Origin of the sequence: Leucobacter manosquensis, from assembly GCF_018304845.1 — a bacterium.
GTDB lineage: Bacteria > Actinomycetota > Actinomycetes > Actinomycetales > Microbacteriaceae > Leucobacter > Leucobacter alluvii.
In genome coordinates this window covers 1,660,568-1,679,197 of record NZ_JAFEVO010000001.1, presented here as the reverse complement: position 1 = coordinate 1,679,197, position 18,630 = coordinate 1,660,568, and the positions used below count along the sequence as shown (strand labels likewise).

Annotated in this window: 19 protein-coding genes and 1 pseudogene; 11 read left to right on the top strand and 9 right to left on the bottom strand. The window is 68.9% G+C overall.

All coding sequences use genetic code 11. The features are described 5' to 3' along the window. Window positions 1-148: 148 nt before the first annotated feature. On the top strand, window positions 149-994 hold the full coding sequence (locus JSQ98_RS07785; RefSeq protein WP_211649099.1) for an SRPBCC family protein: 846 nt from the start codon (window positions 149-151) through the stop codon (window positions 992-994). A gap of 116 nt (window positions 995-1,110) precedes the next feature. Here the strand turns inward: JSQ98_RS07785 and purD are convergent, their stop codons facing one another. Next, entirely contained in the window at window positions 1,111-2,364 is a 1,254-nt protein-coding gene (gene purD / locus JSQ98_RS07780; RefSeq protein WP_211649098.1) for a phosphoribosylamine--glycine ligase, read from the bottom strand. Between the two features lie 37 nt (window positions 2,365-2,401). Between purD and JSQ98_RS07775 the strand changes: the two genes are divergently transcribed. Genes JSQ98_RS07775 through JSQ98_RS15385 form a run of 4 tightly spaced genes read left to right on the top strand, consistent with a single transcriptional unit; the run spans window position 2,402 to window position 3,867 of the window. Beyond that, window positions 2,402-2,791, top strand: coding sequence for a sterol carrier family protein (locus JSQ98_RS07775; protein ID WP_090151892.1), 390 nt, complete (start codon window positions 2,402-2,404; stop codon window positions 2,789-2,791). Next, window positions 2,788-3,201, top strand: a complete 414-nt coding sequence (locus JSQ98_RS07770; protein WP_211649097.1) for a hypothetical protein — start codon at window positions 2,788-2,790, stop codon at window positions 3,199-3,201. The genes JSQ98_RS07775 and JSQ98_RS07770 overlap by 4 nt, the downstream gene beginning before the upstream one ends. A 30-nt stretch (window positions 3,202-3,231) precedes the next feature. Beyond that, the gene (locus JSQ98_RS07765; protein ID WP_090151888.1) at window positions 3,232-3,426 is read left to right on the top strand and encodes a twin-arginine translocase TatA/TatE family subunit; all 195 of its coding nucleotides are present in this window, start codon (window positions 3,232-3,234) and stop codon (window positions 3,424-3,426) included. Between the two features lie 33 nt (window positions 3,427-3,459). Beyond that, a complete protein-coding gene (locus tag JSQ98_RS15385; RefSeq protein WP_346058063.1) occupies window positions 3,460-3,867 on the top strand; it encodes a Sec-independent protein translocase subunit TatA/TatB in 408 nt (135 codons plus the stop codon). Between the two features lie 80 nt (window positions 3,868-3,947). Here JSQ98_RS15385 and JSQ98_RS07755 read toward each other — a convergent pair whose 3' ends face one another. After that, window positions 3,948-4,403 carry a MepB family protein gene (locus JSQ98_RS07755; RefSeq protein WP_211649096.1) on the bottom strand — a complete coding sequence of 152 codons (456 nt, stop codon included), beginning with the start codon at window positions 4,401-4,403 and terminating at the stop codon, window positions 3,948-3,950. Window positions 4,404-4,434: 31 nt separating this feature from the next. Beyond that, on the bottom strand, window positions 4,435-5,895 hold the full coding sequence (gene purF / locus JSQ98_RS07750) for an amidophosphoribosyltransferase (RefSeq protein ID WP_211649094.1): 1,461 nt from the start codon (window positions 5,893-5,895) through the stop codon (window positions 4,435-4,437). A gap of 136 nt (window positions 5,896-6,031) precedes the next feature. On the opposite strand from purF, the gene purM reads away from it, so the two are divergent. Beyond that, on the top strand, window positions 6,032-7,141 hold the full coding sequence (gene purM, locus JSQ98_RS07745) for a phosphoribosylformylglycinamidine cyclo-ligase (RefSeq protein ID WP_211649092.1): 1,110 nt from the start codon (window positions 6,032-6,034) through the stop codon (window positions 7,139-7,141). A 218-nt stretch (window positions 7,142-7,359) separates the two neighbouring features. On the opposite strand, the pseudogene ispD reads toward purM, so the two are convergent. Beyond that, window positions 7,360-8,654, bottom strand: a pseudogene (gene ispD / locus JSQ98_RS15505) (2-C-methyl-D-erythritol 4-phosphate cytidylyltransferase). Window positions 8,655-8,742: 88 nt separating this feature from the next. Further along, complete coding sequence (locus JSQ98_RS07730; RefSeq protein WP_090151879.1) at window positions 8,743-9,228, bottom strand: CarD family transcriptional regulator; 486 nt, start codon at window positions 9,226-9,228, stop codon at window positions 8,743-8,745. Between the two features lie 163 nt (window positions 9,229-9,391). Here JSQ98_RS07730 and JSQ98_RS07725 point away from each other — a divergent pair, with 163 nt between their 5' ends. Continuing rightward, window positions 9,392-10,009, top strand: a complete 618-nt coding sequence (locus tag JSQ98_RS07725; RefSeq protein WP_211649087.1) for a DNA modification methylase — start codon at window positions 9,392-9,394, stop codon at window positions 10,007-10,009. Window positions 10,010-10,111: 102 nt separating this feature from the next. Here the strand turns inward: JSQ98_RS07725 and JSQ98_RS07720 are convergent, their stop codons facing one another. Together JSQ98_RS07720 and JSQ98_RS07715 are read right to left on the bottom strand one after the other, a co-directional pair. Continuing rightward, entirely contained in the window at window positions 10,112-10,807 is a 696-nt protein-coding gene (locus JSQ98_RS07720) for a response regulator (protein ID WP_090151872.1), read from the bottom strand. Further along, complete coding sequence (locus JSQ98_RS07715) at window positions 10,807-12,060, bottom strand: sensor histidine kinase (protein WP_211649086.1); 1,254 nt, start codon at window positions 12,058-12,060, stop codon at window positions 10,807-10,809. The genes JSQ98_RS07720 and JSQ98_RS07715 overlap by 1 nt, the downstream gene beginning before the upstream one ends. A gap of 136 nt (window positions 12,061-12,196) precedes the next feature. Here JSQ98_RS07715 and phoU point away from each other — a divergent pair, with 136 nt between their 5' ends. The 3 genes from phoU to rlmB all read left to right on the top strand — a co-directional run bounded on the left by phoU (window position 12,197) and on the right by rlmB (window position 15,420). Further along, window positions 12,197-12,838: a phosphate signaling complex protein PhoU gene (phoU, locus tag JSQ98_RS07710; protein WP_090151867.1), complete on the top strand. Its 642-nt coding sequence runs from the start codon at window positions 12,197-12,199 to the stop codon at window positions 12,836-12,838. Between the two features lie 132 nt (window positions 12,839-12,970). Beyond that, complete coding sequence (cysS, locus tag JSQ98_RS07705) at window positions 12,971-14,425, top strand: cysteine--tRNA ligase (protein ID WP_090151864.1); 1,455 nt, start codon at window positions 12,971-12,973, stop codon at window positions 14,423-14,425. Then, window positions 14,422-15,420: a 23S rRNA (guanosine(2251)-2'-O)-methyltransferase RlmB gene (gene rlmB / locus JSQ98_RS07700; protein ID WP_090151861.1), complete on the top strand. Its 999-nt coding sequence runs from the start codon at window positions 14,422-14,424 to the stop codon at window positions 15,418-15,420. The genes cysS and rlmB overlap by 4 nt, the downstream gene beginning before the upstream one ends. Before the next feature lie 62 nt (window positions 15,421-15,482). Here rlmB and JSQ98_RS07695 read toward each other — a convergent pair whose 3' ends face one another. Further along, window positions 15,483-16,514 carry a hypothetical protein gene (locus tag JSQ98_RS07695; protein ID WP_211649085.1) on the bottom strand — a complete coding sequence of 344 codons (1,032 nt, stop codon included), beginning with the start codon at window positions 16,512-16,514 and terminating at the stop codon, window positions 15,483-15,485. 315 nt (window positions 16,515-16,829) lie between these two features. Between JSQ98_RS07695 and JSQ98_RS07690 the strand changes: the two genes are divergently transcribed. Continuing rightward, window positions 16,830-17,672 carry a glycosyltransferase gene (locus JSQ98_RS07690; protein WP_211649084.1) on the top strand — a complete coding sequence of 281 codons (843 nt, stop codon included), beginning with the start codon at window positions 16,830-16,832 and terminating at the stop codon, window positions 17,670-17,672. Window positions 17,673-17,675: 3 nt separating this feature from the next. Here the strand turns inward: JSQ98_RS07690 and JSQ98_RS07685 are convergent, their stop codons facing one another. Beyond that, the gene (locus JSQ98_RS07685; RefSeq protein ID WP_211649083.1) at window positions 17,676-18,545 is read right to left on the bottom strand and encodes a siderophore-interacting protein; all 870 of its coding nucleotides are present in this window, start codon (window positions 18,543-18,545) and stop codon (window positions 17,676-17,678) included. Window positions 18,546-18,630: the final 85 nt, after the last annotated feature.

Genomic DNA, 18,630 nt, shown 5'->3' with positions numbered 1-18,630 from the left:
TTTCCGCAGCAATACCACGACAGGCGCCCGATTGGAACCTGGATGTCAGGGGGTGCGGTTACGCTCTGTAGAGAGACGGAAACTCGCGCGTGCGCTGAGCTTCCGGTTGCCGGTCGGAATGACCGGCGCGAGCGAGATGAGGAGAACTATGATCCCGCTGGGGCCTGTAGTGGCGCGAAGTCGAGTGGGCGTCGCGCGAGCTGCTGCCTGGACGTATCTCGCGGAGCAGCATCGCCGCTCGGAGTGGTGGCCCGAGCTGCAGCTCGAGCCGCACGTGGGCGGCACCGTCGCCGAGCGGTGGTCCGAGGGTGAAGGCGACGCCGCTGTCAGCCGCGACGCCTCCGGCACCGTCGACGTCTGGGTCGAGGGCCATGCCATCGGCTTCACCTGGCGCGAAGCGGGCGACGAGCGAGACACCGCCGTGCTCATCACCCTGCGCACGCAGGGGGTCGACACGGGCATCACGGTGACCGAGACGGGGTTCGACGCGCTGCCTGCGGCGAGCGAGCGGGCGGCAGCCTCCCAGGAGGGGTGGCAGGTGCTGCTGAACGATCTGGTGACGGCGCTTGAAGCCGCCCAGGCGGCCGGTGCATTCGGTGAGCGGGAGACGCCCGCAGCCGGTGTGGGCGAGCTCGAGGTCGTCGAGCCCGAGGTCGTCGGTGAGATCGATGAGGCTGCCGAGCCCGTCGATCAGGCGGACGCCGACGAGATCGAGCTCGAAGCCGAGCCGACGGTGGGCGACCACCCCGAGCTCGAGACCGGCCCAGTGGCCGTGGTCGCTGGAGCAGACGACGCAGCATCCGGCGCGCCACTCGATCTCGACGAGACGATTCAGATCGACCGCGCGCAGCTCGACGCCGCGCTGGCCCAGCCCGGGGAGTCCGTCGGCGATGCGGGGGAGATCCCCGCGGACGAGGGAGACGCATCGGCGGAGCAGCGCCGCGCTGAGCGGCCCGACGAGCCCGACTTCGACACCCTGATCCGCGGCAACTGACGCGGCTCGCAGAACGGGCCCGAGATCGACGATCCCGGGCTCGTTCGTGCTCGCACGCGCCGCGGCGCCGGTCTCGGACGTGGGCCCAGGATGCGGAGCGCCGCCGATCGCCGGCGTCAGACCACGCGGGCCGCGATGTCCGTGCGCGACTGACCACCTGCGAGGGCGATTCGCGAAACGCCCGCGTACGCCCGATCGCGGGCCTCGGCGAAGTCCGCGCCGCGCGCGACGACGCCGAGCACCCGTCCACCCGTCGCGATCCACCCGCCGTCATCGGTTCGCGCGGTCGCCGCGTGCACGACGTGCACGCCCTCGAGAGCTGCAGCCTCTTCGATGCCGGTGATCGAGCGACCGGTCACCACGTCGCCCGGGTAGCCCTCGCTCGCGACGACGACGATTACCGCTGGGTCGGGAGAGAACACCGGCTCCGGCTCAGCAGCCAGCGCACCGTTCGCAGCTGCCAGCAGATACCGGCTGAGCGGCGACTCGAGTCGGGCGAGCACGACCTGGGTCTCCGGGTCGCCGAAGCGCGCGTTGAACTCGATCACCCGCACACCCTGCTGCGTGACGATGAGCCCGCAGTACAGCAGCCCGACGAACGGGGTTCCCTCGGACTCGAGCTGTCGGACGGTCGGCAGTGCGACCGTCCGAGTGATCTCCGCGACGAAGTCATCTGCGACCCAGGGGAGCGGAGAGTAGGCGCCCATACCGCCCGTGTTCGGCCCCGCGTCACCGTCGAAGATGCGCTTGTAGTCCTGCGCCGGGCTGAGCGGCAGCACGTCGTGGCCGTCGGCGAAGAAGAAGAGCGACACCTCCTGCCCGTCGAGGAACTCCTCGATGAGCACCTCTCCGTGGGGCGCCCAGGTCTCGACATGCGCCAGTGCCGCATCCCGGTCCTCGGTCACGAGCACGCCCTTGCCAGCGGCGAGCCCGTCGGCCTTCACCACGTACGGAGCGCCGTACTCGTCGAGCACCGCCCCGGCCTCCACGGTCGACGTCACGCGCGACGCACGACCCGTTGGCACCTGCGCCTCGTCCATCACCCGTTTGGCGAACGCCTTCGAGCCTTCGAGTTGCGCAGCGGCCCGGTCGGGCCCGAATACCGGAACCCCTGCGGCGCGCAGCGGATCCGCCACTCCGGCGACGAGCGGCGCCTCAGGGCCGATCACCACGAGATCGAATCCGCGATCCTGCACGAAGGAGGCGACGGCCCGGGGATCGCTGTACTCCAGCTCCGGGGTTTCGACACCGCTCGCAGAGATGCCGGCGTTCCCGGGCGCGCAGACGATCTCGTGATCGGCGCCCTCGGCGAGGAGAGCGAGGACGATGGCGTGTTCGCGGGCACCCGGGCCCAGGACGAGGATCTTCACGCCGTCCAGACTACCGAAGCGCGGATAGGCTTGACCCGTGGCCAAGCGGAGGATTTCCATCGATGACGGGCGCGCGGCGCTCGCCGCAGTGCGTGCGGGCGGCACGGCGCGCAGCGAGGTGGCGACCGCCGTGCGCTACCTCCTCGAGGAGCTCGCCGAGCGTGCGCCGGGGAACACCGTCGAGGTGCGCGTGCCGCCCTACGGGGCGACGCAGTGCGTGAGCGGCCCGCGGCACACCCGCGGCACCCCGCCGAACGTCATCGAGACCGACGCGCAGACCTGGATCGCGCTCGCGTGCGGGGAACTCGACTGGAGCACCGCGGTCGGCGATGCACGGGTGGTCGCATCGGGATCGCGGGCGGCGCTCGTCGGCCTGCTCCCGCTCGTGCGCGAGCACCCAGTCGAAGCTGAGACACTAGAGGTATGAGTCAGTCCGATCTTCCGACGGGTCTCCCAGAGCAGGAGCCAGCCGACGCTGCACCAGCGGGGAGCGCGCCCGCACCGCAATCCTCCGACGCGCCGCTGGGCACCGACCCCGGCGAGCGGGAGCCCGTCGTCGAGGTCACGGAGCGGGAGGTGACGCTCGAGCGCTCGGTGCGCGTCGGTCGCATGGTGATCGGCGGCATCATCGCCGGTGCGGTCATCGCGATGATCGCGTGCCTGTTCTTCCCGATCGAAGAGGGCGCCGAGTACACGCTCGGCCAGGTCGTCGGGTTCATGGCGCTCATCGGCGCCGCGATCGGAGCCTGTCTGGGTGGGGTCTTCGCCCTGCTGCTCGGCCTCGCCGTGCGGCGTCAGCGAGGCACCGGTATCGCCATTCAGTCCGACGTGCGATAATCCACTCAACTACGATTCGGAGACTCAGCCATGCTCGGAAACCTCACAGGCGTGCACCTCATTGCCATCCTCTTCATCATCCTCCTGATGTTCGGCGCTCCGAAGCTTCCGGCGCTCGCTCGGAGCCTCGGCCAGTCCATGAAGATCCTCCGCAAGGAGGTCGGCGGCGACGCTGAAACACCAGTGGAGGCGCAGCCCTCCAACACCAAGACGGACGCCTCGTAAGCGTCTCGCCGCAACGATCGGAGCCTGTTTTCCATGATCGGTAATCTCTCGGGACCGACGTTGATCGTCATCCTCTTCATCGTGCTGCTGCTGTTCGGCGCACCGAAGCTTCCCGCGCTGGCGAAGAGCCTCGGGCAGTCGATGAAGATCCTCCGCAAGGAAGTCAGCTCGGATCGCGACGGCGCAGCGGGCGACGCTGCTCCCGCAGAACCGACATCGCCGGCCGTGCCGAAGAGCCCGGTCGATCCGGAGCGCCAGGCAACGCCGCCGGCCGCGCCCGCCGTGCCGCAGAGCCCCGCGAACCCGGCCGGCACCGCTGAGCCGACCGCTTCACCCGCGGTCCCGCAGAGCCCCGCTCACGATCCCGAGCAGCCCGTGACTCCGCAGGCGCCGCCGGCCGTGCCGCAGAGCCCCGTGGACCCGGAAGAACCGAAGCGCTGAACGCCCGCTGAAGCACGAAGCACCCCCTGCCCGCGATCTTGGACAGGGGGTGCTTCATGTGTGCGGGACGCGCCGCTCCGTCACATCGCGGGGAGTTCGATGAACGCCGACGCCTGCGCCGCCTGGCTCGCGGCCGCGCGCTCGTTCAAATCCCGGCACCACGCGGGGTACACGCGGAAGCCGCGCTTGCCGGGGCGGCGCGCCGTCGCCGTCACGCCGAGCCCGCGCAGATGCTCTGCAGTGAAGCGGAAGACGCCGCGGCGCTCCCCATCGGCGACGAAGACGAGCAGGCCGCGCGCCGGGTCGTCCATCGGCAGCGGAACCGTGTTGCCAGCCGCGTCTCGCGACCAGACGGCGACGAACGCGCCTGGCTTCTTCGGGGTGTTCCGCGCGGTGCGAATGTGCCAGCGCTCGTTATCGATGACGGCGAGCCCCGATTCGTAATCACTGTTCTGCTCTTCCGGCACGACCGAGCGCACGCAGTCGGCAGAACCGAATGCGTGCGCGACGTACTGCTCGAACGCGGTGAACGCCATGATGAGGGAGCGGGCCGAGGTCTGCGGATCCTCAGCTCTCCTGCGTCGCCTCGACCCAGGCGAGGTACTCCTCGTCGACGCTGCCCGTGATGTACTCGCCGGTGAAGCAGCTCTGCTCGAGCTCGGTCACGCGATCCTGCCCCGCGAGAATGGCCCGATTCATGCCCTCGACGCTCATGTAGACGAGGTGATCGGCGTTCAGCTCGGCGGCGATCTCGGCGGGCGTGCGACCGTGAGCGATCAGCTCGCCCCGCGACGGCATGTTGATGCCGTAGACGTGCGGGAAGATCACGGGGGGCGCCGCCGAAGCGAAGATGACCGACTTGGCGCCAGCGGCGCGAGCCATCTCGACGATCTCGCGCGACGTGGTGCCGCGCACGATCGAGTCGTCGACGAGCAGCACATTCTTGCCGGCGAACTCCGAACTCATGGCATTGAGCTTCTGACGCACGCTGCGCTTGCGCACCGCCTGACCGGGCATGATGAACGTGCGGCCGATGTAGTGGTTCTTGAAGAAGCCCTCGCGATAGGGAACGCCCAGCCGCTGCGCGAGCTGCATCGCACTCGGTCGGCCGGAGTCGGGGATCGGCATGACGACATCGATCTCGACGGCCGGCAGTTCAGCCTGCACCTGCTCGGCGAGCACGTCGCCCAGGCGCAGACGCGCCTCGTACACCGAGATGCCGCTGAGCACGGAGTCTGGGCGGGCGAGGTAGATGTACTCGAAAGCGCAGGGAACGAGCTTCGTCTGGGTGGCGCACTGCTGCGACTTCATGGTGCCGTCCGGGGAGATGAGGATCGCCTCTCCCGGTTCGACATCACGCACGCGCTCGTAGCCGCCCGATTCGAGCACCAGCGACTCAGAGGCGACGACCCACTCGTTGCTGCCGTTCGCGCCGGTACGGCGCCCGAGCACGAGCGGACGAATGCCGAACGGGTCGCGGAACGCGAGGAGCCCGTACCCCGCGATGAGCGCGATCGCCGCGTACGAGCCCTCGACGCGCTCGTGCACGCGCGAGACGGCCGCGAACACCTGCTCGGCGTCGAGCGAGAGCCCGCTGATCGTCGACTGCAGCTCATTCGCCAGCACGTTGAGCAGCAGCTCGGTGTCGGAGTGCGTATTGAGGTGACGGCGGTCCACGTTGTAGAGATCAGCCGTGAGCTCGCGGGTGTTCGTGAGGTTGCCGTTGTGCACGAGGATGATGCCGTAGGGGGCGCCGACGTAGAACGGCTGCGCCTCGTCCTCGGCGGCCGCCGAGCCGCGCGTCGCGTAACGCACGTGGCCGAGACCGACGTTGCCCGTGAGGCTGCGCATATCGCGGGTGCGGTAGGCCTCGCGCACCTGGCCCTTGGCCTTCACCATGTGGAAGAAATCGCCGTCGAGCGTGGCGATGCCCGTCGAGTCCTGCCCGCGGTGCTGCAGCAGCAGGAGGCTGTCGTAGATCTGCTGGTTGACGGGTTCGGGCGAAACGATACCGACGATGCCGCACATGCTGTAGTGAATGCTCCCTGCGAAGTGGGTGGTGCGTCGAGTCGAGGTGACGCACCGCCTAGTCTCCCACACGCAGCCGGGCGATCGATCGGCGCGACCAATCGCCGTGCGCTGCACCGCAAGGTACGCTGGTCGGGTGAGCGAAAACGCGTCGATCTATGCCCAGTCCGGAGTCGATACCGCTGCCGGCGACCTGGCCGTCGAGCTGATGAAGTCCGCGGTGACGCGCACCCACGGCCCCGAGGTGATCGGGGGCGTCGGCGGATTCGCCGGGCTGTTCGACGCCTCTGCCTTGAAGGAGTACCGTCGACCGCTGCTCGCGAGCGCGACCGACGGGGTGGGTACGAAGGTCGCCATCGCCCAGGCCATGGACATTCACGACACCATCGGGCAGGACCTCGTCGCCATGATCGTCGACGACATCGTCGTGGTGGGCGCCAAGCCGCTCGCGATGACCGACTACATCGCCTGCGGCAAGGTCGTGCCGCAGCGCATCGCCGACATCGTGCGCGGGATCGCCGAGGCCTGCGAGGCCACCGGCACTGCGCTCGTCGGCGGTGAGACCGCGGAGCACCCCGGGCTGCTCGGACCGGACGACTACGATGTCGCCGGCGCCGCGGTCGGCGTGGTCGAGGCCGATCGCGTGCTCGGGCCGGAGCGCGTCGCCGACGGCGACGTGATCCTCGCCCTCGGCGCCTCCGGACTGCACTCGAACGGGTTCTCGCTCGTGCGCCACATTCTCGCGTCGAAGGGCGTCGCGTACACGGATGCGAGCGCAGACCTCGGCTCGAGCTACGGCGAGGCGCTGCTCGTGCCGACAGCGCTCTACACCTCGCCGCTGCTGCGCGTGCTCGAGGACCCAGCGCTCGACGGTGCGATCCACGCCCTCTCCCACGTGACCGGCGGAGGCATCGCGGCGAACCTCGCCCGGGTGCTGCCCGTCGGCATGTGGACCGAATTGGATCGCGGTGCCTGGTCGCCGCTTCCCGTCTTCCGGCATCTCGCCGATCTCGGCGGGCACTCGCTCGAGTCGGTCGAGGGCGCCTGGAACCTCGGCATCGGCATGTTCGCCGTGGTCGACGCAGCGTCGGCGCAGCATGTCGCCGCCGCGCTCACCGCCGAAGGGCTCGACGTGTGGGTCGCGGGTTCGATCTCCGCATCCACCCGCGATCTCGCCGGCTTCGAGCAGGGAGCCAAGGGCGTGCAGGGCGGCGCAGTGCGCCTCGTGGGGTCGTACGCGGCGTAGGGTCCCGCACGTCGCGCGGGTGGCCTCGCGCCCCGAGCGGCTTCGCGCGCTCGGCCCGTGCGCTCGGTCCCTCGAGAGCGCACTTTGTGCTGAGTCGTGCGAGCTATCGGTGCTGAAGCGCGCTCTCGCCGACCCGACAACGCGCGGGGGTCGGCAAGCGCGCAGGCAGGCATACGGGGGAGCGAGGCGCAGGGCCGCGGCTCGCGGTCTGCTCGCGCTCAGGCGTCGGCGCGTGCGATGAGCGCCGTCGCGATGACCGCGAGGCCCTCGCCCCGGCCCGTGAAGCCGAGGTGATCGGTCGTCGTTGCGGAGAGGGTGACGGGAGCCCCGACGAGCTCCGACATCACGAGCTGAGCCTCGTCGCGTCGTGGTGCGAACCGCGGCCGATTGCCGACGATCTGCACGGACACGTTCACCGGCGACCAGCCGTTCGACGCGAGCCGTTCGAGGGCCGTCGTCACGAATCCCGTGCTCGCCGCCCCGGCCGTGCCGGGCTCGTCGACTCCGACCAGCCCGCCGATATCACCGAGGCCGGCAGCCGACAGCAGGGCGTCGACCACCGCGTGGCAGACCGCGTCGCCGTCGCTGTGGCCTGCGAGCGCCGGCTCGCCCGGCCAATCGAGGCCGGCGAGTCGCAGCACGGGTTCGGCGCGGGCCTGGCCGTCCGCTGCGGCCTCGGCGTCGGCGTCGGCGTCGGCGTCGGCGTACGCGTGCACGTCGAATCCCGTGCCGACGCGAATCACTGCTCAGTCTCCAGCCCGGCGATGTTCGCCGCCAGAAAATGCTCGAGGATCGCGATGTCATCGGGCGTCGTGAGCTTGTGGGCGCGCAGCTCGCCCGGCACCGTCCGCACCCGTCCGCCGCCGCGCTGCACCACGGCCGCATCATCCGTCGGGGGATCGCTCTGCAGCTCGGCATCTGCGTACGCTGCAGCCAGCACCTCGCGCGGGAACCCCTGCGGAGTCTGCACCCCGACGAGCGCATCGCGATCCACCGTCTCGTGGACGAGGCCGTCGGCATCGACCCGCTTCAAAGTGTCGGTGACGCGGAGCGCCGGCACGATGCCGTCTCCCGTCGCCCGCACTTCGGCGATCACGCGCTCGAACAGGCCGACGCTGGCGAACGGACGCGCCGCATCGTGCACGAGTACCGTGTCGATCGATTCGGGCAGTGCGTCGAGGCCGAATCGCACGGATTCGTAGCGTTCCCGGCCGCCGGGGACCACGGACACCTCCCACCGGGTGCGATCTGGCAGCACCTGCTCAACGAGATCGAGCGTCTGGGCCGCATGAGTCTCCGGTACCACGACCACGAGGTGCCCGGCGTGCGGAAGCGAGGTGACGACGCCGATGCCGAACTCGATCAGCGGACGGCCGTGCAACTCGAAGAACGCCTTCGGCTGCGCCGCGCCGAGGCGCTGCCCGCTGCCCGCACCGACGAGTACGACCCCCAGTGTCGCGAGCGGGTGCGGAACGGCGTCGTCCGCTTCGGTGAGAAAAGCTGAGCTGCTCATGCGCCCAGGCTACTCGCGCGGAGACCCGAGGCGTAGCGCTCGGGGTGACGGGCTCGGCCCTGCTCGGCCGGAGGGAAGGCGGCGAGGCCTAAGAGGCGAGTACCTCGTCGACGAGCGAGCCGGCCTGCAGCTCGTCGGTCTTCTCGGCGAGCGCGATCTCGGAGACGAGAATCTGGCGCGCCTTGGCGAGCATGCGCTTCTCGCCCGCGGAGAGCGCGCGGATATCGCGGTCGCGGCGCCACAGGTCGCGCACCACCTCCGACACCTTGAGCACGTCGCCCGACGCGAGCTTCTCGAGGTTCGCCTTGTAGCGCCTCGACCAGTTCGTCGGCTCCTCGGTGAAGGGAGCGCGAAGAACGTCGAACACCCGCTCGAGTCCCGCTCGGTCGATGACGTCGCGGACGCCGACGAGCTCGCAGTTCTCCGCGGGAACCTCGATCGTGAGATTGTCTTCGCTGACCCGCAGCTTCAAGAACGTCTGCTCTCGGCCACCGATCTTGCGCTGCTTGACATCGATGATTCTCGCAGCACCGTGGTGGGGGTACACGACGGTTTCTCCGACCTCGAATTGCATCGAACGGCTCCTTCACGATCCGGGTCCAGAATATCACAGGGCGCCGCTGAAGTTAGGAGAGCCTAAGCTGCAGGCCGGCGATGCCGCCGATAAGATGATCTCAACTGTGCGCTTGTGATTCAGCGCGCACATCGCGGATCACCATACGGCTCGGAGGACCACCTTGAAGACTCGGATCGCCTCGACCGTCGCTGTTGCGGCGGCCATCGTGCTCGGCGCGACCGGCTGCAGCCTCGTCGCTCCGATCGCCACCGCAACCCCTTACGGTCCGAGCGACGGAGTCAACGTCGATGCGGGCCCCGTCGATGTGCGCAACATCATGCTCGTCGCGGACGAGTCGGGCGACAACTTCAACGTGGTCTTCGGCGCGGTGAACCGCAGCGGCGAGCCGCAGGATCTCACGATCACGTTCATGGGCTCCGGATCGCAGCAGGCGAGCGCCGATTTCGAGGTGCCGACGGGCAACACGCTCTTCGGTGATCCCGAGGGCGAGGAGACCCCCGTGCTCGTGTCCATCGACGGGCTCAAGGTCGGCGCGACGATCGAGGCGTACTTCCAGGTCGCGGGCGCCGCTGAGGTTCCCTACAAGGTGCCCGTACTGGACGGCACGCTCGAGGAGTACCGCAAGTACGTACTCCCGGCAGACTTCACCGCGAGCAAGAGTGAAGACAGCACCGTGGGCGAGAAGATCACCGAGGCCGACGAGATCGCGGATCAGTCGAAGACCGGCGACGATGTGACCGACGAGGAAGCCGCCGCCGGGGAGACCGACTCCGAGTAGACCGACGCTGAGTCGACCGACTCCGAGCGGTCGTTCGAAGAAGCCCCCGGATCCGTCAGGATCGCGGGGGCTTTCTCATGCGTCGCGCGCCCGCGTCGCCGGCTACCCGAAGCGGTACCCGACCCCGCGCACGGTGGAGATGAGCTTCGGCTTCGAGGGCTCCTCCTCGATCCGGGCGCGGATGCGCTTGATGTGCACGTCGAGGGTCTTCGTGTCGCCGTAGTAGTTGCTGCCCCAGACGCGGTCGATGAGCTGACCGCGGGTGAGTACGCGACCGGCGTGACGCATGAGCATCTCGAGCAGTTCGAATTCGCGCAACGGCATCGAGATCTCCTCGCCGCGCACGGCGACCGCGTGCCGCTCCGAGTCGAGGCGCACGCCGAGCTCGTCGAGTACGAGGGCGTCGAAGTCGTCGACGCGTTCCTCTTCGGCGGATCCCGAGCGCCGCAGCGCCGCCCGCACGCGGGCGAGCAGCTCGCGGGTCGAGTACGGCTTCGTGATGTAGTCGTCGGCGCCGAGCTCGAGGCCCACCACGATGTCGATCTCGCTGTCTTTCGCGGTGAGCATGATCACCGGCACCTGCGAGGTCTGGCGGATCGCGCGGCAGACTTCCGTGCCGGGCAGGCTGGGCAGCATCAGGTCGAGCAGCACGAGGTCGGGCTGTGCGGCTGCGAAGGTCGTGACCGCTTCGGCGCCGTCGTCGACGACCGTGACCCGGTATCCCTCGCGCTCGAGCAAGAAGGAGAGCGGCCGGGAGATCGACTCCTCGTCTTCGACGAGCAGGATGTGTTGTGCCACTACTGTGGTCCCTTCTCATGGTCCGGCTCCGTGGGAACCGGTGGAATGGTGCGAGCCGCCTCGTTCGCGCGCACGGCCGTCTTGAACGCGCGCTTCGCCTTCTTGACGCGCTTCGCGCTCTTCGTCGGATCGTTCTCGAGCTGCAGCGGGAAGGTCAGCGTGAAGCTCGATCCGACGCCCTGCTGCGACCACACGTCGACGTCGCCGCCGTGCGCCCGCATGGTGTGCCGCGCGATGCTGAGGCCCAGACCCGTGCCGCCGTCGACGCGGGTGCGCGCCCCGTCGACCCGGTAGAAGCGTTCGAAGATGCGGGGGAGGTGCTCTGACGGGATGCCCTCGCCCTGGTCGGTCACCGTGACGACGAAGCGGTTCTTCTCCCGTGCCATGCCGACGCCGACGCGTCCGCCCTCGGGGGAGTGCCGAATGGCGTTGCTGAGCAGATTGGCGACGGCCGAGCTGAGCGAGGCCGGGCGGCCGAGGATCACCGCATCGCGATCCTTCGAGTTGTCCGCCGTGATGACGAGGTCGACCCGGTGCTGCTCCGCGAAGGCGCGGTGGGTCTCGACCTCCGCGCGCACGAGGTCGATCAACGAGACCGACTCGCGATCCTCCGGACGCAGCGTCGACTGGGCTTCGGAGAGCTGGATGATGTCGCGGGAGAGCTCGCCGAGCCGGCGGGACTCCTTCACCAGGCTCTTCGCGAAGTCTCGCACCAGCACCGGCTCGTCGGCGGCCTCCTGCACCGCTTCGGAGAGGAGCCCGATCGCCGCGATCGGCGTCTTCAGTTCGTGACTCACATTCGCGATGAAATCGCGGCGCATCGCGTTCACGCGCTGCTCCTCGCCCATGTCCTCGGCGAGGATCACCACGAAGCGCTGCTGCAGGCGCACGATGTGGATGCGCACGGTGTCCGACGGATCGCTGGGGTCGGGATCGTGCGTGTCGGGGATGCCCGACGACATCACCCGGCGCACGCGAGCGAGGAACTCGGTGTCCATCAGCTCGTCGTCGCTCAGGTGCCGCTCCTGGCGGGCGACCGGGTTGACGTAGACCGGCGCGAGGGCCGAGTCGAGTACCACGGCGAAGGTGTCGACTTCGTCGAGGATGGCGGTCGCCACCTCCGGCAGTTCCGGCCGCATCTCCTTGGCCCGCCGAACCCCTGCCGCGCGAGCCCCCACGATTGCTAGGGTGGTGCCTACGCCGATGAGTATGCCGAGTGCTGTCGCAGCGAGTACGAGCAGGGTCGGGTCCATGTCTCTCATCGTAGATGCGCGCACAGAGTCGGGACCCCAGAGTTCAACTGTTGTTTACCTGTTGGTGCGCCATGGTTCATCGGTCGCGCCCAAACTGGTTGAGGTTGCGCGTCTGCGCAGACAGAGAGGAAACCCCATGCGTGAGGTCTTTCAGCAGTCGCTTCGCGATGTGCAAGATCGCCTGGTACTGATCGCCGAACTGGTCGAGCAGGCCATCACCGAGGCGACTACCGCCTTCGGCAGCTCGGACGTCGCGATCGCCGAGAAGGTCATCGACCGCGTCGACGAGATCGAGATCCTGGCCGCCGAGCTCGATCAGCTGACCATCGACATCCTGGCCCGCCAGCAGCCGGTCGCCTCCGATCTGCGCCTGATGGTGGGGTCGTTGCGCATGAGTGCGTCGCTCGAGCGCATGGCCGACCTGGCGCAGCACATCGCCCAGCTCGCCCGCTACCGGTACCCCGAGAGCGCGATCCCCGCGGGGCTCACCAAGACGTTCGCCCGCATGGGAGCGCTCGATGTGGAGATGGCGAGGAAGATCGTCGATCTGCTGCGCACGCAGGAGCCCCGCATCATCGCCGAGGTGCGCGACCTGGACGATGATCTCGACGAGCTCCACGCGAAGGTGTTCGAGAAGGTGCTCAGCGACAACCTCGCCGAGACCCCGGCGAACGTGGTCGATTCGACGCTCGCGAGCCGGTATCACGAGCGCTTCGGCGATCATGCCGTCGGTATCGCACGTCAGATCCAGTACTTCATCAGCGGCTCGCTCGACTGAGACCCGCTATCATCCGTGCCCCGTTCGGCTCTGCGCCGGACGGGGCGCAGTCGCTTCTGCGGCGGGCCCAGCACACGGCTGCCGTGCGACGGCAGCGGGCCGCTCGCGAGCACCGGCGGTAGGCTGATACCCGTGACTCAACGCATCTACGACTCGCGCGCGCAGGCGATCGTCGACTTCATCCCGCTCGAAGCCGGCAGGGTCGGTCTCTACGTGTGCGGCCCGACCGTGCAGTCCGCGCCCCACATCGGACACCTCCGCAGCGCACTGGTCTACGACCAGATGCGGCGGTGGTTCGCCGCGACCGGGCACGACGTCACCCTCATACGCAACGTCACCGACATCGACGACAAGATTCTCGACAACGCGCGGCTCGCACAGGCGGAGCAGGGCTCGAGCGAGGAGTGGTGGGCACTGGCCTACCGCGTCGAGCGGGTCTTCTCCGCAGCGTACGACGCGATCGGCGTGCAGGCCCCCACCTACGAACCGCGCGCGACGGCCAACATTCGCGAGATGGTCGAGCTCATCGAGCTGCTGATCGAGCGCGGTCACGCATACGCGGCAGCGGACGGCTCTGCGAGCGTCTACTTCGACACGGCGAGTTGGCCCGACTACGGCGCCCTCACACGGCAGCAGCGCGATCAGATGGAGGACGCCGCAGACTCCGAGCCGGTCGGCAAGCGCGACCCCCGGGACTTCGCGCTGTGGAAGGCGCACCGCGACGGCGAACCGCTGACGGCGGCGTGGCCGTCGCCGTGGGGTCTCGGACGGCCGGGCTGGCACATCGAGTGCTCGGCGATGGCGACGCGCTACCTGGGTGAGGAGTTCGACATCCACGGCGGCGGGCTCGACCTGCGCTTCCCGCATCACGAGAACGAGCTCGCGCAGTCGCAGGCAGCGGGCCACCCCTTCGCGCGGCACTGGATTCACAACGGCCTCGTGAACACGGGCGGCCAGAAGATGTCGAAGTCGCTCGGCAATTCGCTGTTCGCCGAAGACCTGCTCGCGCAGGCGCGCCCCATCGTGCTGCGCTATTTCCTCGGCTCGGCGCATTATCGCTCGGTGCTCGAATTCTCGGAGACGTCACTCGCCGAAGCCGAAACGGCGTTCTCGCGCATCGAGGGATTCCTCGAGCGGGTGGCGGAGCTGCCCGGCTTCGACACGACGACCGGGGACTCCGACGCGGGCAGCGCCGCCGACCGCCTTCCCGCTGCGTTCGTCGCTGCGATGCTCGACGACTTCGCGATCCCGCAGGCCCTCGCCGCAGTGCATGACGCGGTGCGCGCCGGCAACTCGGCGCTGGCGGAGGGCGATGCTCAGCTCGCGGCACACCACGGCGGCGAAGTCTCGCGTATGCTTGACGTTCTCGGCTTGCATCCGCGCGACCCGCACTGGGCTGCGAGCAACGCCGACACGAGCAACGCCGAGTCCGCACTCGGCACCCTGGTCGATGACCTCCTCGCACAGCGCACCCGGGCGCGCGCCGATAAAGACTTCGCTACGAGCGACGCGATCCGCGACCGGTTGCTGTCAGCCGGCATCGCGCTCGAAGACACCCCGAACGGACCCCGCTGGAGCCTGACATGACGAATAAGAAGAGCCGCACTGGCGCCGTACGCAAGAAGGGCCTCGGCAAGGCCGTCGGTTCGGGTGGTCAAGGGCGCCAGGCGCTCGAGGGTCGCGGCCCCACGCCGCGCGCCGAAGACCGCGAGTACCACGCCAAGTACAAAGAGAAGAAGGCCCGCGAGCGCTACGACGCCGCGAAGGCCCGGTACACCGAGCGCACCGGCCGCCCGGCCGAGCGCGGTGGCCGCAACAAGAAGGACGAGAGCGAACTCGTCACCGGCCGCAACGCCGTGCTCGAGGCGCTGCGGGCGAAGATTCCTGCCACCACGCTCTACATCGCGGCGCGCGTCGAGATGGACGACCGCATGCGCGAGATCCTGCGCAACGCGACGAACCGCGGCCTCGCCGTGCTCGAGATCATGCGCCCCGAGATGGACCGCATGGTCGAGCGCGACACCGTGCATCAGGGCGTCGTGCTCAAGGTGCCGCCGCTGGAGCACGCGCACCCGATGGAGGTGCTCGACGAGGTGATCGATCGCGGCGAGACACCGCTGTTCGTCGCCCTCGACGGTGTGACCGACCCCCGCAACCTCGGTGCCATCATTCGTTCGGTCGCCGCGTTCGGCGGACACGCGGTCATCGTGCCGCAGCGGCGTTCGGCGAGTCTGAACTCGGCGGCGTGGAAGACGTCGGCCGGCGCGGCAGCGCGCGTGCCCGTCGCGATGGCGTCGAACCTGACGCAGACGCTCAAGGAGTTCAAGAAGCAGGGCGTGTTCGTCGTCGGGCTCGACGGTGACGGCGAGGTGTCGCTGCCCGGTCTCGAGCTGGCGGATCGCCCGGTCGTCGTCGTGGTCGGCAGCGAAGGCAAGGGGCTCTCCCGTCTGGTCACCGAGACGTGCGATGCGGTCGTGTCGATCCCGATCTCGTCGGCAACTGAATCGTTGAACGCGGGCATCGCCGCGAGCGTCTCGCTCTACGAGATCGCTCGTCTCCGCGCCGAGCGCGCCGGAGCGTAAGCCGCGTCGCGCCCCCGTGAGCGGCCACTTTCGCCCGGGCGCCTCGTGCCGCCGGTGAGCGGTCAGTAATGTGCACTATTCGCGGGTTTGGTGCACGTTACTGACCGATCGCGCGTCATTGGGGTCCAACCGCGGTCGCGCAGCGCCGATTCCACGCGCGAACGGAGCACGAGCGCGCGACCGTACTGCAGCGATCCCGTGATTCGGATCGCCCGCCAACCCGCGCTCTCATACGCGTGGTACTTGTCGATATCGCGGTTCCACTGCGCTGCGTGCACGCGATGGTGCGACCCCTCGTATTCGAGGGCGATCTTGTACTGCGGATACGCGAGTTCGCTGGCGCCGAGTAGGCGACCGGCCGCGTTGTACACGTCGACGTCGAGCTCGGGTTGCGGCAGGCCCCACTCGTGCAGCTTGAGGCGCAGGTGGCTCTCGGGGGCTGAGGCGCTGCCGGTCACCAGGAGCGGAAGCGCCTGGCGCAGTGCCGCGTTGCCGCGGCGGCGCATCGCGGTGATCACCGCCTCGAGGTCGGCGAGCGTCGCGAGCGGTGCGCGCTCGAGCCGCTGCGTTCCGGGAATGCGCGGGCGGCGGATCACGGCGTCGCCGAGGGCGACGAGGTCGGGGAGCGAAAGCTCGTCGCCGAGCATTGCCCAGACGTCTGCGGGCGACGCAGTCGGAAGGCCACGAGCGATACCCACACGCACGAGGCCCGGCGCGAGACGATGACTGCGCACCCCGGGGGCCCGCGACACCCACCGGTCGGCGCTGCAGGCCGCATCGATGTCGTTGTCCGCACGGTGCGGCACGGGCAGCCCGAGGATCACGGCAGCGGTGGCGTGACTGAAGTACTGGCCGTGGGAAAGCGCCCTCAATATTGCGCAAGCTTTCGTGAACTGCAGCTGGCGCCAGCGCTCCGCAGGATGGAGGTCTGATGCATCGCCGGCACCGAAGTCGATGCGGCGGTACACGCCGCGCACGACTCGTTCGATATCGGGACCGGCCAGTCGCCGCGACGAGACACCGGCAGCGCGCGCTTCCGAGGTGGTGAACGTCGCCCCCAAACACCCGGGAAGCGGTGCGTGGGGCCTTGCCATGCATTCAGTCTGCCGTTCGGTGTTCGCTCAATCAGGAGTGGTGCTCGATCTCTGAAGAACCCGGCGCACAAGGCGTTCGCGGGCCCCTGTGAGCGAAGCAAACGCGCTGCCCTGCCCCGCCCTTCCCGTGCGGTTGTCGGAGCCCGTGCACCCGCTCCCCCCGTGAGCGGTCATAAAAGTGCACGATCCGCGGGTTTGGTGCACCTTACTGACCGCTCACGGGGGTGGAGGGAAGGGGGCAAGGGGAGCAGGAGGAGCAAGGGGCAGGGCCAGGGGCCAGGGGCCCGGTGAACGCCACGCGCTAGGGTGGATAACGTGCCGACCGCCGATTTCTCCCTGCTCCTTCCGGTGTACGCCGGTGACGATCCCGCATTCGTGCGAACCGCGTTCCGAAGCTCGGTGGGGGAGCAGACGCTGAGTCCGGCCGAGGCCGTGATCGTGCAAGACGGGCCGGTGCCCGACGCGCTCGCGGCCGAACTCGACCGCATCGTGGCCGAGAGCCCCATTCCCGTTCGGCTCGTGCGCCTCTCCGAGAACCTCGGCCTTGCCGAAGCGCTCAATCGCGGGCTCGACGCCGTCAGTCATCCGGTCATCGCTCGCATGGACGCCGACGACGTCTCCGTGCCCGAGCGCTTCGCCCGGCAGTGGGAGCTGATCGAGGCGGGATTCGACCTGGTGGGCACGGGGATGGCGGAGTTCGAGTCCGATCCGGATCGCCCGGCCTCCGTCCGCACACCGCCCGTCGGGGCCGCCCGCATCCGGGAGCACGCGCGCACTCACAACCCGTTCAACCACCCGACGATGATGTACCGCGTCTCGGCGCTGGAGCGGATCGGTCGGTACGAGCCCTTCGGGCGAATGGAAGACTATTGGCTCGGTGTGCGCCTCATCGACTCGGGGGCGCGCGTCGAGAACATCGCGGAGCCGCTGCTGCGGTATCGCGTCGGCTCCGGCTCGTTCGCGCGCCGCGGCGGATGGCGCGAAGCCCGCACCGAGTGGAAGTTGCAGCGGGAGCTGCTGCGCATGGGCTTCGTGACCGTGCCGCAGTACGCGCGCAACGTCGCGATGAAGGGCGCGTACCGCCTGCTGCCCGCGGGTGTGAAGCGCGTGCTGTTCAGGCGCCTGATCAGCCGAGGGCTTCCCGGGGATCGCGCGTAGCGTCTAGTCGCTCTCGAAGATCTGCCCGGCCGCGTTGCGCTTTTCTGCCTGGAAGCCGTCCTCAGCGCGGCCGAGGGCCCAATACGCGGAGAGTGACAGCGCGCGTCGTTCGATGCCCCAGGTGTCGTGCAAGAGAACGCGAAGTTCTTTCATCGCTCCTCGTTCACCGTGGGCGAAGACCTCGGGAGTGACCTCGGGGGCCGGCAGCTCACATGCCGCTGCAACCAGCGTCGTACCGTGCACTGCGCTGGTGCCATCGGCGTGTTCGCGGAACAGCCATCTCACCTCGATCCCGGCGGGGCGACGCAATTCGATCCGATCCGCTTCGCTTCCCACTTCGAGGAGCACGAGTCCGTGCGCGCTCGCGGGCGTGGCTTCCAGTGCTGCCGCGATCGCGGGGAGCGCTGATTCGTCCCCGAGGTACAACCTGGGCACGAGGGAGTTCATGGAAGGTTCGAACACTCCGCCCGGGCCCGAGAAGCAAAGAAGATCACCCGGTTTCGCAGATGCCGCCCAGGGCCCTGCGATGCCCTCGTCGCCGTGCACGACGAACTCGATGGCGAGCGTCTGGGTCGCCGCGTCAATCGAGCGGATCGTGTAGGTGCGTCGTACCGGCAGGTCTGCGAGCGGCAGGCACTCCCGGAGCGCTTCGAGATCATACGGAGGCTCGAGACCGAGTTCGGGCTTCGCGAACAGCAGCTTCACGTACTTGTCGGTCTTCGTAAGGCGGGCGGGATCGGCTTCGCCTATGAACGCGGCGAAGTCCTCGCCACCGAGGTGCACGCGCACGAGGTGCGGGCTGACGCGTTCGGTGCGTTCGACGGTCAGGACGCGCGGTGGGCCGACCCGTCGACGGGCAGTGGTTTCATTCATCCCTTCACCGTATCCCTGCTGAGCTGCTCTGCTCTAGCTTCGTCGGACGAATCACAGGCTCGACCGTGCACGCGCAGTCACGAGT

Excerpts from the sequence above, each read along its gene's own strand:
- JSQ98_RS07715 (WP_211649086.1), bottom strand. The coding sequence starts at position 12,060 with ATGGACCCGACCCTGCTCGTACTCGCTGCGACAGCACTCGGCATACTC.
- JSQ98_RS07755 (WP_211649096.1), bottom strand. The coding sequence starts at position 4,403 with ATGGCGTTCACCGCGTTCGAGCAGTACGTCGCGCACGCATTCGGTTCT.
- phoU (WP_090151867.1), top strand. The coding sequence starts at position 12,197 with ATGCGTGAGGTCTTTCAGCAGTCGCTTCGCGATGTGCAAGATCGCCTG.
- purF (WP_211649094.1), bottom strand. The coding sequence starts at position 5,895 with ATGTGCGGCATCGTCGGTATCGTTTCGCCCGAACCCGTCAACCAGCAG.
- rlmB (WP_090151861.1), top strand. The coding sequence starts at position 14,422 with ATGACGAATAAGAAGAGCCGCACTGGCGCCGTACGCAAGAAGGGCCTC.
- JSQ98_RS07765 (WP_090151888.1), top strand. The coding sequence starts at position 3,232 with ATGCTCGGAAACCTCACAGGCGTGCACCTCATTGCCATCCTCTTCATC.
- JSQ98_RS15385 (WP_346058063.1), top strand. The coding sequence starts at position 3,460 with ATGATCGGTAATCTCTCGGGACCGACGTTGATCGTCATCCTCTTCATC.
- JSQ98_RS07730 (WP_090151879.1), bottom strand. The coding sequence starts at position 9,228 with ATGCAATTCGAGGTCGGAGAAACCGTCGTGTACCCCCACCACGGTGCT.
- JSQ98_RS07785 (WP_211649099.1), top strand. The coding sequence starts at position 149 with ATGATCCCGCTGGGGCCTGTAGTGGCGCGAAGTCGAGTGGGCGTCGCG.
- JSQ98_RS07695 (WP_211649085.1), bottom strand. The coding sequence starts at position 16,514 with ATGGCAAGGCCCCACGCACCGCTTCCCGGGTGTTTGGGGGCGACGTTC.
- JSQ98_RS07685 (WP_211649083.1), bottom strand. The coding sequence starts at position 18,545 with ATGAATGAAACCACTGCCCGTCGACGGGTCGGCCCACCGCGCGTCCTG.
- JSQ98_RS07770 (WP_211649097.1), top strand. The coding sequence starts at position 2,788 with ATGAGTCAGTCCGATCTTCCGACGGGTCTCCCAGAGCAGGAGCCAGCC.